This window comes from Micromonospora sp. RP3T (genome assembly GCF_003027925.1).
Lineage (GTDB): Bacteria > Actinomycetota > Actinomycetes > Mycobacteriales > Micromonosporaceae > Micromonospora.
Map to the genome: position 1 here is coordinate 23,075 of NZ_PYPS01000016.1, position 15,895 is coordinate 38,969.

Sequence of the window (15,895 nt, forward strand, 5' to 3'; positions counted from 1 at the left end):
GCGCTCACGATACCGCCGCCAAGAGTCGGGTGGTGGTCGCGCGCGCCGGGGGCACAGGGCAGGATGGGCGGCATGAGCGAGCACGGTGGAGTGCCCGGCGGCGGGCTGGTGAAGGGCCTGGCGGTCACGTTGAAGACGATGACCCGCCGGTCGACCACCCAGCAGTACCCGGACGTGGCGCCCGAGCTGCCGCCCCGCTCCCGTGGCGTGATCGCGCTGCTGGAGGAGAACTGCACCGTCTGCATGCTGTGCGCCCGCGAGTGCCCGGACTGGTGCATCTACATCGACTCGCACAAGGAGGAGGTGGCGGTGCCCGGCGCCGCCCGCCCCCGGCAGCGCAATGTGCTCGACAAGTTCGACATCGACTTCTCGCTCTGCATGTACTGCGGCATCTGCATCGAGGTCTGCCCGTTCGACGCGCTCTACTGGTCGCCCGAGTTCGAGTACGCCGAGTACGACATCAAGGACCTGCTGCACGACAAGGACCACCTGGGCGAGTGGATGGGCACCGTACCGCCGCCGCCGGCCCACGACCCGCTCGGCGACCCCTCGAAGGAGGAGACCACCGCCGCCCGCAAGGCCGCCGCGCCCGCCGCCCGTCCGGCCCCGACCCGGGTACGCTCCGACGACGCCGACTCCCCGGGCGGAGGCGCGGCCTCATGACCGGTGCGGACGTGCTGCTGCTCGCGCTCGGCGCGGTGGCGGTGGGCGCGGGCGCGCTGGTGGTGGGCACCCGCCACCTGGTCCGGGCCGGGCTGTGGCTGGTGGTGTGCCTGGGCGCCCTGGCCGGCGACTACCTGGTGCTCACGGCCGAGTTGGTGGCCTGGGTGCAGGTGCTGATCTACGTGGGCGCGGTGGTGGTGCTGCTGTTGTTCGCGGTGATGCTGACCCGGGCCCCGATCGGCCCCTCGGACGACCTGGACCGGCCCGGCTGGCCGGCCGCGTTGGTCGGCGCCGGCAGCGGCCTCGGCCTGGCCGTGCTGCTTGTCGACGCGTTCCGGTGGTCGCGGGTGGAGCTGCCGGCGGCGGGGACCGCGGAGCGCCTCGGCGAGCAGGTGTTCCGCTCCTGGGTGCTGCCGTTCGAGGTGCTCTCGGTGCTGCTGCTGGCGGCGCTGGTCGGCGCGATCGTGCTCTCCCGCCCGGACATCGGCCGCCTGACCGAGCGGACCGAGCCGGCCGCCGCAGCCGGCGACGAGGGCGGACGCCGGTGAGGCCGGTCATCCCGTACGTCACCGCCGCGCTGCTGTTCGGCCTCGGTGGGTACGGCGTGCTGCGTCGCCGCAACGCGGTGCTGGTGCTGATGGCGGTGGAGCTGATGCTGAACGCGGTCAACCTGGTGCTGGTCACCGCGGACACCACGGTCCGGGCCGTGTTGCCGCACTCCGGGCAGGTGTTCGCGCTGTTCGTGATCGTGCTGGCCGCCGCCGAGATCGGGGTCGGGCTGGCCATCGTGCTCCAGCTCTACCGGCTGCGGGCCAGCGTCACGGTCGACGACGTCCCGCTGGCCGAGCGGTCCTCGGAAGGCGCGGCCCGATGAGCGCGTCGACGGTCTGGCTGGCGGCGGTGCTGCCGGCCGCGCCGCTGGTCGCCGGCCTGCTCGGGCTGCTGTTGCCGCCCGCGTCGCACGGGGACCGGGCGCCGGCCCGGAAGCTGGCGGTCGGGCTGGGTGTGACCGGCGCGGCGGTGGCGTTGCTGGCCGCGCTGGCGTTGCTGGTCCGCGTGGACGGGCCGGTGGAGGCGGCCACCACCTGGGTCGAGGTGGGCGGGCTGCGGGTCACGCTGGGCCTGCGGCTGGACGGCGTGGCCGTGCTGGTCGCCACCGCGGTCACCGTGGTGGCGCTGGCCGTGCAGGTCTACTCGACCGGTTACCTGCGTCGCGGGCCGCACGACGACGTGGACGTGGACCACCGCTACCCGCCGTACGCGGCGCAGCTCAGCCTCTTCACCGCCGCCATGCTGACCGTGGTGGTCTCCGGCGACCTGATCATGCTGCTGGTCGGCTGGGAGGTGATGGGCATCTGCTCGTACCTGCTCATCGCCCACGACCGGCGGCTGCCGGAGGCGCCCGGCGCGGCGGTGAAGGCGTTCCTGGTCACCCGCGTGGGTGATGTGGGCTTCCTGCTCGGCATCGCGCTGCTCGGCGTGGGCGCGGGCAGTTTCCGGATCGCCGACGTGCTGGCGCACGACTACGGCACCGGCACGCTGACCGCGGCCTGTCTGCTGCTGCTGGCCGGCGTGGCCGGCAAGAGCGCCCAGTTCCCGCTGCACACCTGGCTGCCGGACGCGATGGCCGGCCCGACGCCGGTCTCCGCGCTGATCCACGCCGCGACCATGGTGGCCGCCGGCGTCTACGCGGTGGCCCGGCTGTTCCCGCTGTTCGAACGGGCCCCGGCCGCGCTCGCCGTACTGGGCGTGATGGCGGCGGTCACGATGCTGCTGGGCGCGTTCGCGGCCACCGCCCAGGACGACCTCAAGCGGGTGCTGGCCTGGTCGACGGTCTCCCAGATCGGGTACATGACCGGCGCGCTGGCGGTCGGCGCGCCGGCCGCCGCGCTGTTCCACCTGCTCACCCACGCCGCGTTCAAGGCGCTGCTGTTCCTCGCCGCCGGTGCGGTGATCCACGCGGTGGGCACCACGCTGATGTCCCGGATGGGTGGCCTGCGCGCCGGCATGCCGGTGACGTTCTGGTGCATGGTGGTGGGGCTCGGCGCGTTGGCCGGGGTGCCGCCGCTGTCCGGTTTCTGGAGCAAGGACGGCGTGCTGGCCGCCGCCGAGGCCGCCGCGCTCGACGACGCCGGCCCGACCGCGCCGTGGGTGGGCTGGCTGGTCTGGCTGGCCGGGCTGCTGGGGGTGGCGGTCACCGCCTGGTACGCGACCCGCCTGCTGCTGCGCGTGTTCTTCGGCGCGACCCGTACGCCGCTGCTCCGACCGCACGATCCACCGGTGTCGCTGCGCTTGCCGGTGCTGCTGCTGGCGGTGCCGGCGGCGCTGCTCGGGCTGGCCGCGTTCGCGCCCTGGTTCGCCGACCGCCTGCGGGTGCCGGGTGACACCTCCGGCGAGGCGGTCGAGCTGGTGCACCTGGCGCCGAACCTGATCCTGCCGTTCCTGCTGCTGGTGGTCGGCGCGGGCGGGGCCTGGGCCGGCTGGCGTCGGGACCCGGCCGCCGACCCGGCCCGCTTCCTGGGTCCGCTGCGGCCGGTGTTCGCCCGGGCGTTCCGGCTCGACGACGTCCAGCACGCCCTGGTCGTACGCCCGACCGGCGCGTTGGCGCGCGCCGTGCGGGCCGGCGACGAGCTGGGCGTGGACGGCCTGGTCGAGGGCACCGGCCGGGCGGCGCTGGAGGCGGGCGGCGGGCTGGCCGCGCTGCACCGGGCGGCGCTGCCCCGCGCGGCGGCCGGGGTGCTGGCCGGCGCGTTGCTGATCGGCCTGGCGGTCGCCCTGATCGGAGTCACCTCATGACGTTCGGGCAGGTCTTGCTGGTGGCCGTGGTCGCGGTCCCGGCGCTGGGCGCGGTGGCGACCGCGACCGTGCCGGGTGACCGGGCCGGCCGGCTGGTCGGCACCGCCGCCGCCGCGTTGACGCTGCTGGCGACGTTGCCGCTGGTCGGCGGCGAGCACGGCTGGTTCGGGTACGGTCCGCGCCCGGCGGTGCAGCCGTGGCACCGGCTCGACGTGCCCTGGGTGCCGGGCCTCGACCTGCGCTTCCATCTGGGCGTGGACGGCATCTCCTGGCCGCTGGTGGGGCTGACCGCGCTGCTCACGTTGCTGTGCTGCGGCTACACGGTGTGGCGGGTGCCGGCCGGTGGCGGCAGCGGGCGGGCGCTGGTGGCGTTGCTGCTGGTGGTCGAGGTGGGCATCCTCGGCACGTTCCTGGCGCTGGACCTGGTGCTGTTCTTCCTCTTCTTCGAGGTCGTGCTGCTGCCGATGTACGCGATCATCGCCGGCTGGGGTGGTGACGACCGGCGGCGGGCGGCCCGCAAGTTCGCGCTCTACACGCTGTTCGGCTCGGTGCTGCTGCTGGTCGGCGTCTACGTCGTGGTGGCCGCCGCGGGCACCGCCGACCTGGTCACGTTGACCGGCGGCGCCGGCCTGTCGCGGAGCACCCAGCTCGCCGCGTTCACGCTGCTGGCGTTGGCGTTCGCGGTGAAGAGCCCGCTGTGGCCGCTGCACTCGTGGCTGCCCGACGCGCACACCCAGGCGCCGACCGTGGGCAGCGTGATCCTGGCCGGGGTGCTGCTGAAGATGGGCACGTACGGGTTGATCCGGGTAGCGGTGGGGGTGGCCCCGGAGGGGGCCCGCTGGGCGTCGCCGGTGCTCGGCGCGCTCGCCGTCGCGGCCATTCTGATCGGTGGCCTGGTCTGCCTGGCGCAGGACGAGCTGAAGCGGCTGATCGCGTATTCGAGCGTGGGCCACATGGGCTTCGTGCTGCTGGGGGTGGCCACGCTCACCGCGACCGGTCTCCAGGCGGCGCTGATCGGCAACATCGCCCACGGGGTCATCACCGGCCTGCTGTTCTTCCTGGCCGGGGCGGTCAAGGACCGGACGCACACCGGTTCGTTGGCCGAGCTGTCCGGGTTGCGGGAGACCGCGCCCCGGCTGGCCGGGCTGCTGGGCTTCGCCGCGGTCGCCTCGCTGGGGCTGCCCGGCCTGGCCGGCTTCTGGGGTGAGGCGTTCGCGGTGGTGGCGGCCGTGCGGCGGGGCGGGCCGCTGTGGCTGACGCTGGCGGTGCTGGCCGCGCTGGGCGGCGCGCTGGCCGCCGCGTACCTGTTGCGGTTGTTGCGCCGGGTCACCCACGGCCGGCCCTCCCCGGCGGTGGCCCCGCTCGGGCCGGGGCTGGCCGGCGCGGAGGTGACCGCGTGGGCGCCGCTGGTGCTGCTGGCGCTGGCGGTCGGCCTGGCCCCGGCGTTGGTCCTGTCCTACGCTTCCGGCCCGGTGGAGGCGCTGCTGGGGGTCGTGCCATGAGTCTGGTGCAGAGCGTGGACAACGTGGCGTTGCTGCCGGGTTACCTGGCCGCCGGCACCGCGATCCTGGTGCTCCTGGTGGACCTGCTGGTGGCCCGTCCGACGATCACCACGGTCGTGGCGGCGCTCGGCGCGGTCGGCACCGCGGCCGGTGCGGCGCTGGTGGGCGCGACCGGCACCCGGCGCACGTTCTGCGTCGGCGCCGACTGCTCCTGGGTGTGGAACGGTCGGGCCGCGGTGGCGGCGGTGGTGATCGCGCTGCTCACGCTCGGCGTGCTGGCGATCTCCGGTCCGCTGCTGCGCGCCGGGCGTACGCCGGCCGGGGAATACTGCTTCCTGCTCGCCTGCGCGATGACCGGCGGCGTGGTGCTCGGCGCGGCCGGGGACCTGATCACGCTGATCGTGGCGTTGGAGACGTTGACGCTGCCGTTGTACGTGCTGGTCGGGCTGCGCCGGGCCAGCCTGGCCGGGGCCGAGGCGGCGGTGACGTTCTTCGTGGTCAGCGTGGTCGCCACCACGGTGACGCTGCTCGGCGCCGCGTTGCTCTACGCGGTCACCGGCAGCCTGCACCTGGACCGGCTCGGCGCGACCCTGGCCGCCCGGGACGACCTGACCGACCTGCCGCTGACCACTGTCGCGGTGGCGCTGGTGGTGGCCGGGCTGGCGTTCAAGGTGGCCGCGGTGCCATTCCACGCCTGGGCGCCGGCCACCTACGACGGGGCGCCGCTGCCGGTGGCCGCGTACCTGTCGACCGCGTCGAAGCTGGGCGGCGTGGTGGCGTTGCTGGCGGTGGTGCAGCGGGCGCTGCCGGGCGGGGTGACCGGTCCGGTGCTGGCGTTGCTGGCGGTGCTGACGATGACGGTGGGCAATCTGGTGGCGCTGCGCCAGCGGCGTACCGTGCGGTTGTTGGCCTGGTCGTCGGTGGCCCAGGCGGGCTACGTTCTGGCCCCGCTGGGCGCGTTGGCGCTGGCCGCCGGGCGCACCCCGGACGCCCGCGCCGGGGCGTACGCGGCGGCGGTCGCGTACGCCGTGTTCTTCGTGCTGCTGGAGTTGGCCGCGTTCGCCGCGGTGGTGGCGTTGCGGCCGGCGGACGGTGACGGCGGCACGCTCGCCGACCTGCGCGGCGCGGCGCGGCGGCACCCGTGGGTGGGTGGCGCGTTCGCGTTGGCGTTGATCGGGTTGGCCGGGCTGCCGCCGGGGCTGGCCGGGCTGTTCGCCAAGGTGACGGTGGTGCGGTCGCTGCTGGCCGGGCACGCCGGCTGGTTGGCCCTGGTGGTGGCGTTGAACGCGGTGCTGGGCCTGGCGTACTACCTGCGGGTGACGGCGTCGCTCTACGCGGTGCCCAGCGGCGCCGCCGCGGCCCGACCGGCCCGCGCGGTGGCGGTCGCGCTCGGGGTGGCCACCGTGGCGGCCGTGGTGATCGGGCTCGCACCGCAGCTCGTGCTGGACGTGGCGGCCCGCTGACCGGTTCCTGCCCGGGTGGGCGGTCGGTTCAGCGGTCGCACAGGAATCCCCAGTCAACTTTCAGCCATGAGCCGGATGGTTGACGGGTACCGGTGTGTTGGACCGGTCAGCGGGTTCCCCGCGTGGGCCCGCGGCACCGAAGGAGCGATCGTGCATCACAACCGTCTCAAGACCGCAGCGCTGCTCGGCCTGTTGACCTCGCTGATCCTCGCGGTCGGCTACTGGTTCGGTGGGAGCGGCGGTCTCGTCATCGCCGTGCTCGTCTCGTTGGTGATGAACGGCGTGACCTACTTCTACTCCGACAAGCTGGCCCTGCGCTCGATGAAGGCGCAGCCGGTCAGCGAGGCCCAGTTCCCCGAGCTCTACCGCATGGTGCGGGAGTTGTCCACGCAGGCCGGCAAGCCGATGCCCCGGCTCTACGTGAGCCCGACGTCGCAGCCGAACGCGTTCGCCACCGGCCGTAACCCGGAGCACGCGGCGGTCTGCGTCACCCAGGGCATCGTGGAGGTCCTGGACTACCGGGAGTTGCGCGGCGTGATCGGGCACGAGCTGTCGCACGTCTACAACCGCGACATCCTGATCTCCAGCGTGGCGGCCGGTCTGGCCGGCATCATCACCATGCTGGCGAACATCGCCTGGTTCATCCCGTTGGGCTCCTCGGACGACGAGGACGGCCCGAACCCGGCGGTGCTGCTGCTCACCCTGATCCTCGGCCCGATCGCGGCCACCGTGATCCAGTTGGCGATCAGCCGCAGCCGGGAGTACCAGGCCGACCAGTCCGGCGCGGAGCTGAGCCGCGACCCGCTGGCCCTGGCCAGCGCGCTGAAGAAGATCCACATGGGTACGCAGGCCCGCCCGCTCGCACCGCAGGGCCAGCTCGCCAGCACCGCGCACCTGATGATCGACAACCCGTTCAAGCGGGGCGGCGGCATCGCCGCGATGTTCGCCACCCACCCGCCGATGGAACAGCGGGTGGCCCGGCTGGAACAGATGGCCCGCAACTCCGGGCCGGTGCAGTTCCAGCGCTGACCCGTCCGTCCGCCACCCTCTGCCCGCGTCCGACCCCGGACGCGGGCGGAGTCGTGTTCCGGCCGCCGTCCGAGGGGGGCCGGTCTCAGACCGGTTCGGGAATCCGGTCCAGCCGGGTGAACAGCCCCACGACGAGCAGCAGCAGCCCCGCCGCCAGGTAGGCCGCGGCCGGGCCGAACAGCGCAGCGGTGCCGCCGAGCAGGAAGATCCCGACGCCGGAGAGCATGATGTTGCCGGCCACCATGGTCGCCTCCACCTGCCCCATCCGTTCCCGGGGCGCCAACCGCGCGAACGTCGCCTGCGCGCCGATCAGCCAGCCGCCACCGGCGCCGACCAGCGCGTTCGCCACGGCCAGCGCCCAGAGCGGGGCACCGGTCACCACCAGCAGGGCGGCCAGCAGGAACGCGGTGCCGAGCGCGCGGGTGGCCAGGACCTGCCCGGCGATCCGGGCCAGCCAGCTCCGACGCCCGACCACAAGCACGAACACGGCCCCACCGAACGACGAGGCGGCCAGCAGCACCGGTCGCCAGGCCCCGCCGGTCAGGTCCGGGGCGAGCGTCTCCGGCAGCGCCCCGGACAGCGCGGTGGTCACTGTCAGCAGGGCCACCCCGCGCAGGACCGGATGGCCGGCGATGATCCGCAGGCCGGCGGTGGCGGGCGGTCGGGGACCCCGGTGCTCCTGCCGACCGACCGGCAGGCCGGCGAGCACCACGGCCGCGAGCAGGAACGACACCAGGTCGATCACCAGTGCCGTCCGGGGGCCGAGCGCCACCGTCATGCTCGCGCCGGCGAGCAGGCCGACGACCTGGCCGCTCTGGTTCGCGAACGCGGAGAGCCCGAACAGCGGCAACCGCAGCGGCGCCGCCACCGCCTCGGCGGCGACCGCCACGTGCACGCTCGAATACCCGGCCCGGACCGCGCCGAGCAGCCCGGCGGCCACGATCGCCGGCAGCGGTTCGGGCACCACCACCGGCACGGCGATGAGCACCGCGCCGGCCAGCGACAGCCCGACCAGCATGGTGCGTCGGCCCGGCACGTCCAGCCAGCCGCTGAACACGGTCGCGACCAGCAGCGCGGGCAGCGTCCGGGCGGCGTAGACGGCGGCCGGCCCGAGCACCGAGTCGGTCTGGTCGTAGGCGAGCAGCAGCAGCGCGGCGAGCCCGACGAAGTCACCCAGCTCGGAGATGCCCCGGGCGATCAGCAGCCGGGACGCCACCGAATGCCGGAAGAGCGCCCGGTAGCCGGGCGTCGCGGGGTCGGTCATCGGGCTGACGGGTCCGCTGCCTCGACCCGCGACGGCGCACCCGCCGTGCCGCTCATCCGACCTCCGTAGACGCCGGCGGCGACCCTGCCGCCGTTGGCATGGACTCAATTCGATGAGGAACCTACCCCGTACCGATCGGTACGGCAGCCCCTGTCCTCCGGCCGGATGTGCGGTGGCGGGGCCCGGCCCGGGCGTCAGCGCTGCTGCCCGCAGAGCCGGGCGGTGGAGAACGGCGGGCCCGGCGTCACCTGACCCCGCCAGACCGGGTTGATGGTGACCGCCAGCGCCGGGGCCTGCCAGGCCGCGCCGAGCAGTTGCAGCGTGGGGTACTCGGACCGCCGCTGCTGGACGTCCCGGCCCGCCAGGAAGTCGATCGCCCGCTCGGTGACGTCCGGCTGGCCCAGCAGCCCGCCGTGCAGGGCGGGCACCTCGTAGACCGGGATCTGGGTGAACGGGCCGGGCGGGAGTTCCGTCGCGCTGACCGTCGGCAGGAAGGCGATCATCCGTACGCCGGGGACCGGGCACATGGTCTGGAAGCGGTAGAACGGCGCGTTCGCCAGCAGCGAGCGGATGAACGGCTCGTCCGGGCTGTCCCCGCCCCCGCTGACGCGGGCCACCAGCGCGAAGATCCCGCGCAACTGCCAGCCCGGGGCGATCCCCCAGCCCGCCGCCGCGTCCTCCGGCGGATAGTAGACGCGGGCGGCGCGGACCAGTGGGCTGAACATCAGCAGCGCCTTGACCGGCGAATCCGGGTGGTCGCGCAGGTAGGTCCGTCCCACCATCGCACCCTCGCTCTCGCCGAGCAGCGCCACCGGCCGGCCGGTCCGCGCGTGCAACGCGTCCACCTGCCGGGCGAGCAGGGCCGCGCTCGAATCCAGCGAGCGGTGCGTGTCCTGCGGGCCGTACGGCAGCGGCCGTCCGGCGGCGTCCTGGCCGGCGTAGGAGAACGTCTCCGCCGCCGGGTCGGCGGCGGGCCGACCGTCGTACCGCGAATCGTGCGTGCCGAGCACGATCACCGCGTACCGGACCGAGGCGGGCAGCGGCCGGTCGAGCAGCGGCGGCCGGAACGTCCTCACCTGGTGGGCCGGACGCGACGTCACCACCTGGGCCGCCAGCGGGATGGCCAGCGCGAGCACCACCACGATCGGGGCCACCGGGACCCGGGGCCAGTGGACCCGGGTCGGCAGCAGCGCCGCGCGGACCGACCGGTTCCACAGCAGCCCGTTGGCGGCTCCGGCGAGCGCCGCCACCAGCAGCGTCCACCAGCCGGGCACCCGCCAGACGACCGCCCCGGCCACGGTGATCACCACGAAGTCGAGCAGCGACCAGCCGACCAGCGCCGCTGACGGCAGCCCACGCCACCCGTGGACGTTGACCGCCGCCCGTTGCAGGAACGGCGCGAGCAGCAGCATCGGCCCCACCGCGGCGAACACGAACCAGGAGAGCGACACCACGCCGGCGGCGACGGCGAGCGCGGCGAACGGGGTGACGATCACCGCGGTCAACGCCGCGATCCCCAGATTGCGCCGCAGGATCCGCCGCCGGTCCGGCCGGGGCGCCTCGGCCGGCCAGGCGAGGCTCACCAGGCCGGCACAGAGCAGCCCGCGCAGCCCGATGGCGACCACCAGCCCGAGCGCGTACTCCTGCCAGGAGTCGTGGTAGACCAGCAGCCACCGCATGTCGTTGTACGAGTCGTACGGCCAGACCGCCGAGCCCTGCGGGGAGAGGCCCTCCGCGCTGCGGAAGTCAAGCGCCAGGAACAGCACGTTCTGCAGCACCGGGACGGCCGCGGCGAGCGCGGCGAGCCCGAGCAGCCTGCCCCTCGGGTGGCTCACCGTTCCTCCTCGACCCCGGTCTCCCTCCCCGACTCTCCGACGCCGGGTGGTCGCGGCGGGACGGAATGCCGGAAATCGTTGGCGCGATCCGGGTGGGCCGGGCCACTGTGAGGCAGCCGACCGTTCCGCCCATCCTCGGTCGGCGTTAGGGTCGAAGCGCTTCTGACTCGTTACATCCCTGGAGGTGGACAGTGGCCGCGCTGCGCCAGTACCTGGGTGTCTGGCGGATCCCCGGCGCGCCGATGCTGTTGATCCTCGGCATCATCGGGCGGCTCGGGATCGGCATGACCCCGCTGGCGCTGCTGCTGGTGGTCGAGCAGGTCACCGGCCGCTACTCGCTCGCCGCCGTCGCCGGCGGCATCTACGCGCTCTCCGGTGCCGCGCTCAGCCCGATCGCCGGCCGGATCGCCGACCGGGTCGGCCCCACCCCGGTGCTGCTGGCCACCGCGCTGGCCCACCCGCTGGCGCTGCTCGGGCTGCTCGGCGCCAGCCGCTCCGACGCCGGCAACCTCGCCCTGATCTACCTCGCGGCGGGCGTCGCCGGCGGCACGTATCCGCCGCTGACCGCCGCCATCCGGGGCGCCTGGAACGACCTGACCACGCCGGCCAGCGGGCGCGGGCACCTGCGCAACACCGCGCTCGCGGCCGAGACCTCCCTGTTCGAGGTCGTCTTCGTGCTCGGCCCGCTGCTGGTGGCCGGCTTCGTGCTGTTCGCCGACGCGTCCACCGCGCTGCTCGGCGCCGCCGTGGTCACCCTGGTCGGCACCGGATCGGTCGCGCTCGGCCGGGTGATGCGCGCTTGGCGCCCGCACCCGCGTGAACACCACGCCCGGGGGCTCGGCCCGCTGCGCGTCGGTGGCTTCCCCGCGTTGCTGCTCTGCGTGGCCAGCCTCGGCATCGCGTTCGGCGCGTCCGGCGTGATCGTCCCGGCCTTCGCCGGCAGCAGCGGCGCCGCCGACCCGGAGAGCCTGGCCGGCGTGCTGCTCGCCGTCTGGGGCATCGGCAGCGCCGCCGGTGGCTTCACCTTCGGGGTACGCAAGCCGGCCGCCAACATGACCCGCCAGTTCGCCTGGCTGCTCGGCGCGGTGGCGGCCAGCTTCGCCGTCTTCGCGGTCATGCCCGGCCCGGTCGCGCTCGGCGTCGCGTTGATGCTCGGCGGCGCCGCCATCGCGCCCGCGCTCACGCTGGAGAACACGCTCGTCGGGCGGATCGCCCCGGCCGGCATGCTCAACGAGGCGTACACCTGGGTGGTGACCATGTCGGTCGCGGCGAGCGCGGCCGGCGGCGCGGTCGCCGGCCTGATCGTCGACCACGCCGGCGGCGTGCCGTGGGCGTTCCTCTTCGCCGGCGCGGCCGTCGCCGTCGGGGCCGTGGTCGCCGCGCTGCCCACCGGCCCGATCGCCCGCGCCGAGGCGTCCGCGGTCCGCGCCGAGCAGTCGCTCGCCGCCTGAGCCCCTCCCACCCTCTCCCGCGCGCCGCTCCCGCGCGCCGCTCCCGCGCGCCGCTCCCGCGCGCCTCTCCCGCGCGCCGCTCCCGCGCTGCTTCCTCGCGTTGATCATTAAGGTGGCGGCCGCGAGAGGGCTCCGGCAGCGGTGTGGGTGCACTTGTGGTCGCCTGAGCGACAACAAGTGCACCCACACCGGACGGCGCCGTGGCCGCGGCGGGTGCGCGATGGGCTCACGCGGGATGAACCGTGACACGGTCTGACCCACCCGAGTCGACCAAGGAGGTCGCGTCCGCGGCCGTCCGGCAGGGTTGTCGCGGTCCGGGCGGCGGCTCCGGCTCGGCCGGCGGACCGGCACCGGGGCGGCGCAGCGCGCCCGTCCCGGCCGCCAGCAGACCCAGCGTTACGGTCCCGACCGCGCACACCAGCAGCGTGGGCCGCGCCCCCAGCGCTGCCGTCGCCGGGCCGCCCACCATCGTGCCCAGCGGCACCGCCAGCACCGTCACCGCGCCGTTGGCGGCCAGCACCCGGGACAGCTCCGCCGCGCCGGCCCGCCGCTGGAACAACGCGGTCGCGGTCGGCAGGTAGGGCGCCCAGACCAGGCCGGCCACGGCGAACGCCGGCAACGACACCACGACCGGCGCGCCCAGACCCAGGGGCAGCAACGCGGCCCCGAACGCCATCACGATGCCGAGCAGCACGGGTCGCAGCGGCCGGTCCCGCAGCCGACCGGTGAGCAGCCCACCGACCAGCGACCCGACGCCGAACGCGGTGTAGTAGCCGCCCAGCGTCGCGGCCGACGCGTGCAGGTCTTCGGTCACGTGCACCGGCATGGCCACGTAGAACGGCCCGAACAGGAAGAAGAACCCGCAGCTCACCGCCAGCAGGCCGCGCAGCGACCGGTCCCGGCCGATGACCCGGAAACCGGAGGTACGCGACGGGCCGGCGCCCGCCGCCCGACCCGCGCGCCGACGCCCGGCCGGGACCACGAGCCGGTAGCTGACCGCCAGCACCGCGAAACTGGCCGCGTCGATCGCGATCACCCACACCGCGCCCGCCCCGGCGATGAGCAGCCCGGCCAGCGGCGGGCCGACGATGGTGGCCGCCTGCCCGAACAGCCCGAGCAGCGCGTTGCCGGCCAGGTGGTCCCGCTCCGGCAGCAGCTCGGCCACCAGCGTGAACCGACCGGCCGACCCCCACGGGTGCAGCAGCGAGGAGGCGGCGAGCAGCGCCATGTACAGCCCGACGTCCAGCACCCCGGCGAGGTGCGCGACCGGGATCGCCCCCAACGCCAGCGCCCGCAGCGTCGCGTCCCAGCCGGCGAGCTGCGCCCCGCTGCGCCCGCCCAGCACGCGCCCCAACAGCACCGCGCCGGCCGCGCCCGGCAACGTGTACGCGGCCACCGCGAACGCCGTCCAGGTGCCGCGCTGCCCGGCCGGCGCGAGTTCCAGCGCCAGCCACGTCACCGCGACCAGGGCCAGGCCGTCGCCGAGCGCGGAGGCCGCGAGCCCGGGGAGCAGCCGGCGCAGCACGGGTTGGGCGAGGACCGGGCGGTAGGGGAGGAGCGGCATGGCTCCCACCCGACCGCATCCGGGGGTCTCCGCTCAACGAAGTTGCCTCAGGGCAGAAGAACCGCCGTCGGGTGGAGCGTCCTCCGGGTCAGCCCGGCGCGAGGTGCGCCTGGTGCTGGTCCGTGCCGCGCAGGTAGCTGATGGTGACGTCGGACGTGCCGTCCAGCGCCTCGGCGAGGGTGACGCAGGAGCGCAGTTCCGTGCCGTCCACGCTGGTGAGCAGGTCGCCCGGTCGTAGCCCGGCAGTGTCGGCGCGGCTCTGCGGGGTGACGTCGGTGATCAGCAGGCCGGGGGTGTCGGGCAATCCGACGGCGCTGCGCATCCGCCGGGCGAGATGGGCCGGGGCGAGCGTCATGCCGAGCGGGCTGGTCGAACTCTGGTGCTCGAAGCCGACGAGCAGCTTGCGCAACAGGTCGGCCAGTTGCTGCTGCTCGGGCGCGGTGAGCGCGGAGAGCAGCACCTCCTCGTTGGTGAGGTGGACCGGGGCGATGTCGTCGAACAACGCCACGCCCCGTTCGGTGAGGGTCACGACGGTGCCCCGGGCGTCCTCCGGGCTGGGCCGGCGGTCGACGATGCCCTTCTTGACGAGGCGCGTGAGCCGGACGCTGACCGTGCCACTGGTCAGGCCGAGCCGGTTCATGAGCACGCTCTGCGGAAGCGTGTAGGGGACGCCGGCGCGGCGCAGGGCGGCGATGACGGTGAAGTCGGCGGCCGACAGGTCGTAGCGGGCGAACACTGTCGACAGTTCCTCGTCGAAGCGGGTCCGGAGCCGGTTGAGCCGGGTGACGACCCCGATCGGTGTGACCGGGAGGTCGGGGCGCTCGGTGGCCCACTCGGCGAGGATCCGGTCGACGGAGTCCGGCACGGCCGGGCGGGGTGGCGTCCGGTCGGTGGGCGGGCTCTTGCGGGGCACCCGGTCAGCCTAGTAAACCGCTCGAACTCAAGCAATTGCGATAAGTAGATCGGATGCATTGCTTGCATTCAAGCAATGCACTCATGCATAGTGGCCGAGGTGAGTGGCGGCGTGCGGAGCGTCGCAGCCAGGGAGGAACGACCGTGAGAGACGGAGTTGTCGGCACCGACGGTGCCGGCCATCAGGTGTCCGGGGAGCCGGCCGGGCCGGGCGGCGCGCGGGTCGAGGCGTTCAGCGACGCCATCATCGCCATCGCCGCCACGCTGCTCGTCATCGAGTTGGCCGTGCCCGCGGCCGGAGCCGACGTGGGGCACGCGCTGCGCGAGGAGGTGCCGGCGTTCCTCACCTACGCCGTCAGCTTCCTCACCATCCTGATCTTCTGGGTCAACCACCACGCGCTGTTCGGGCTGATCCGGCAGGTGGACCGACCGCTGCTGTTCCTCAACGGCCTCGTGCTGCTGGGCATCAGCTTCATCAGCTATCCGACGGCGACGCTGGGACGGGCGCTGCAGGGAGGCGTGCACGACCGGGCCGCCGCCGTCTTCTACGCGGCGGCGCTGTGCGGCACCGCGTCGGCGTTCACCGGCATCTGGTGCTACCTGCGGGCCCGGCCCCACCTCCTGCGCGAGGCGGCCCGTGGCGGCGTCCGGGGAGCGCTGCGGCGCAGCCTCGCCGGCCCGACGGCGTACGCGATCGCGATCGTGGTGGGTGCGGTCCACGCCGCCGCCGGCCTCGCGGTCTGCGCGCTGGTCGCGGTCTACTTCACGCTGGCGCCGCGCGGGCTCGGTCGGGGAGGCGCGGCGTGAGGCTCGCGGTGCTCGGCGCCGGTGGGGTCGGCCGCGCCGTCGGCGCGGCGTGGCGGGCGGCCGGGCACGACGTCACCTTCGGGGTACGCGACAGCGACCGGCACCGCGACCTGCCCGGTGTCGCGCCGATCGAGGCGGCCGTGGACGGGGCGGCGGCCGTGCTCGTCGCCGTGCCCGGCGCGGCCCTGGCGGACCTGCTCGACGCCCACGCCGGCAGCCTCGACGGCCACCTGATCGTCGACGCGACGAACGTCCTCGGCGGGACGACGATGCACCAGCTCCCGCTCCTGCTGGCCCGGGTGCCACGCGCCCGCGTCTTCCGTGCCTTCTGCACGGTCGGCGTCGAGGTCATGGCCGAGCCGGTCATCGACGGGGCCCGCGCCGACCTGGTGTTCTGCGGCCCCGACGGGCCGGACCGGGTCCGGGTGGCGGACCTGATCACCGATGTCGGTCTCCGACCGATCCACCTGGGCGGGCTCGACGCGGCCGACCTGGTCGACGGCGTCACCCGACTCTGGTTCGCCCTGGCCTTCCGCCAGGGCCTCGGCCGACACCACGGCATCCGGGTGTTGGCCGATCCCGGACGCCCCTCGTGAGAAAGACGGAAAG

At 74.6% G+C, this 15,895-nt stretch carries 14 protein-coding genes; 10 read left to right on the forward strand and 4 right to left on the reverse strand.

Annotated features, from left to right (window positions below):
• The first annotated feature begins 72 nt into the window (after nt 1–72).
• The 7 genes from C8054_RS14865 (at nt 73) to htpX (ending at nt 7,453) form a co-directional block, all read left to right on the forward strand.
• Nucleotides 73–663 carry an NADH-quinone oxidoreductase subunit I gene (locus tag C8054_RS14865; RefSeq protein ID WP_107157406.1) on the forward strand — a complete coding sequence of 197 codons (591 nt, stop codon included), beginning with the start codon at nt 73–75 and terminating at the stop codon, nt 661–663.
• A complete protein-coding gene (locus tag C8054_RS14870) occupies nt 660–1,211 on the forward strand; it encodes an NADH-quinone oxidoreductase subunit J (RefSeq protein WP_107157407.1) in 552 nt (183 codons plus the stop codon). Before C8054_RS14865 ends, C8054_RS14870 begins: the two co-directional genes overlap by 4 nt.
• Nucleotides 1,208–1,537, forward strand: a complete 330-nt coding sequence (gene nuoK / locus C8054_RS14875) for an NADH-quinone oxidoreductase subunit NuoK (RefSeq protein ID WP_107157408.1) — start codon at nt 1,208–1,210, stop codon at nt 1,535–1,537. The genes C8054_RS14870 and nuoK overlap by 4 nt, the downstream gene beginning before the upstream one ends.
• On the forward strand, nt 1,534–3,459 hold the full coding sequence (locus C8054_RS14880) for an NADH-quinone oxidoreductase subunit L (protein ID WP_107157409.1): 1,926 nt from the start codon (nt 1,534–1,536) through the stop codon (nt 3,457–3,459). Before nuoK ends, C8054_RS14880 begins: the two co-directional genes overlap by 4 nt.
• Entirely contained in the window at nt 3,456–4,961 is a 1,506-nt protein-coding gene (locus C8054_RS14885) for a NuoM family protein (protein WP_107157410.1), read from the forward strand. Before C8054_RS14880 ends, C8054_RS14885 begins: the two co-directional genes overlap by 4 nt.
• Complete coding sequence (locus tag C8054_RS14890) at nt 4,958–6,424, forward strand: NADH-quinone oxidoreductase subunit N (RefSeq protein WP_107157411.1); 1,467 nt, start codon at nt 4,958–4,960, stop codon at nt 6,422–6,424. Before C8054_RS14885 ends, C8054_RS14890 begins: the two co-directional genes overlap by 4 nt.
• Nucleotides 6,425–6,574: 150 nt before the next feature.
• Nucleotides 6,575–7,453 carry a zinc metalloprotease HtpX gene (gene htpX, locus C8054_RS14895; RefSeq protein WP_107157412.1) on the forward strand — a complete coding sequence of 293 codons (879 nt, stop codon included), beginning with the start codon at nt 6,575–6,577 and terminating at the stop codon, nt 7,451–7,453.
• An 85-nt stretch (nt 7,454–7,538) separates the two neighbouring features.
• On the opposite strand, the gene C8054_RS14900 is transcribed toward htpX, so the two are convergent.
• Together C8054_RS14900 and C8054_RS14905 are read right to left on the reverse strand one after the other, a co-directional pair.
• Nucleotides 7,539–8,717, reverse strand: a complete 1,179-nt coding sequence (locus tag C8054_RS14900) for a hypothetical protein (RefSeq protein ID WP_107157413.1) — start codon at nt 8,715–8,717, stop codon at nt 7,539–7,541.
• Between the two features lie 194 nt (nt 8,718–8,911).
• On the reverse strand, nt 8,912–10,552 hold the full coding sequence (locus tag C8054_RS14905; RefSeq protein WP_107157414.1) for a hypothetical protein: 1,641 nt from the start codon (nt 10,550–10,552) through the stop codon (nt 8,912–8,914).
• Nucleotides 10,553–10,743: 191 nt separating this feature from the next.
• Between C8054_RS14905 and C8054_RS14910 the strand changes: the two genes are divergently transcribed.
• Complete coding sequence (locus C8054_RS14910) at nt 10,744–12,003, forward strand: MFS transporter (RefSeq protein ID WP_107157415.1); 1,260 nt, start codon at nt 10,744–10,746, stop codon at nt 12,001–12,003.
• Nucleotides 12,004–12,229: 226 nt separating this feature from the next.
• On the opposite strand, the gene C8054_RS14915 is transcribed toward C8054_RS14910, so the two are convergent.
• Both C8054_RS14915 and C8054_RS14920 read right to left on the reverse strand, forming a co-directional pair.
• The gene (locus tag C8054_RS14915) at nt 12,230–13,567 is read right to left on the reverse strand and encodes an MFS transporter (protein WP_107157416.1); all 1,338 of its coding nucleotides are present in this window, start codon (nt 13,565–13,567) and stop codon (nt 12,230–12,232) included.
• 88 nt (nt 13,568–13,655) lie between these two features.
• Nucleotides 13,656–14,480 carry a MarR family transcriptional regulator gene (locus C8054_RS14920; RefSeq protein ID WP_107157417.1) on the reverse strand — a complete coding sequence of 275 codons (825 nt, stop codon included), beginning with the start codon at nt 14,478–14,480 and terminating at the stop codon, nt 13,656–13,658.
• Between the two features lie 143 nt (nt 14,481–14,623).
• Here C8054_RS14920 and C8054_RS14925 point away from each other — a divergent pair, with 143 nt between their 5' ends.
• Together C8054_RS14925 and C8054_RS32040 are read left to right on the forward strand one after the other, a co-directional pair.
• Nucleotides 14,624–15,286, forward strand: a complete 663-nt coding sequence (locus C8054_RS14925; RefSeq protein WP_158273853.1) for a TMEM175 family protein — start codon at nt 14,624–14,626, stop codon at nt 15,284–15,286.
• On the forward strand, nt 15,283–15,882 hold the full coding sequence (locus C8054_RS32040) for an NADPH-dependent F420 reductase (RefSeq protein WP_158273854.1): 600 nt from the start codon (nt 15,283–15,285) through the stop codon (nt 15,880–15,882). The genes C8054_RS14925 and C8054_RS32040 overlap by 4 nt, the downstream gene beginning before the upstream one ends.
• Nucleotides 15,883–15,895: the final 13 nt, after the last annotated feature.

Excerpts from the sequence above, each read along its gene's own strand:
- C8054_RS14865 (WP_107157406.1), top strand. The coding sequence starts at position 73 with ATGAGCGAGCACGGTGGAGTGCCCGGCGGCGGGCTGGTGAAGGGCCTG.
- C8054_RS14870 (WP_107157407.1), top strand. The coding sequence starts at position 660 with ATGACCGGTGCGGACGTGCTGCTGCTCGCGCTCGGCGCGGTGGCGGTG.
- C8054_RS14880 (WP_107157409.1), top strand. The coding sequence starts at position 1,534 with ATGAGCGCGTCGACGGTCTGGCTGGCGGCGGTGCTGCCGGCCGCGCCG.
- C8054_RS14885 (WP_107157410.1), top strand. The coding sequence starts at position 3,456 with ATGACGTTCGGGCAGGTCTTGCTGGTGGCCGTGGTCGCGGTCCCGGCG.
- C8054_RS14890 (WP_107157411.1), top strand. The coding sequence starts at position 4,958 with ATGAGTCTGGTGCAGAGCGTGGACAACGTGGCGTTGCTGCCGGGTTAC.
- C8054_RS14900 (WP_107157413.1), bottom strand. The coding sequence starts at position 8,717 with ATGACCGACCCCGCGACGCCCGGCTACCGGGCGCTCTTCCGGCATTCG.
- C8054_RS14915 (WP_107157416.1), bottom strand. The coding sequence starts at position 13,567 with ATGCCGCTCCTCCCCTACCGCCCGGTCCTCGCCCAACCCGTGCTGCGC.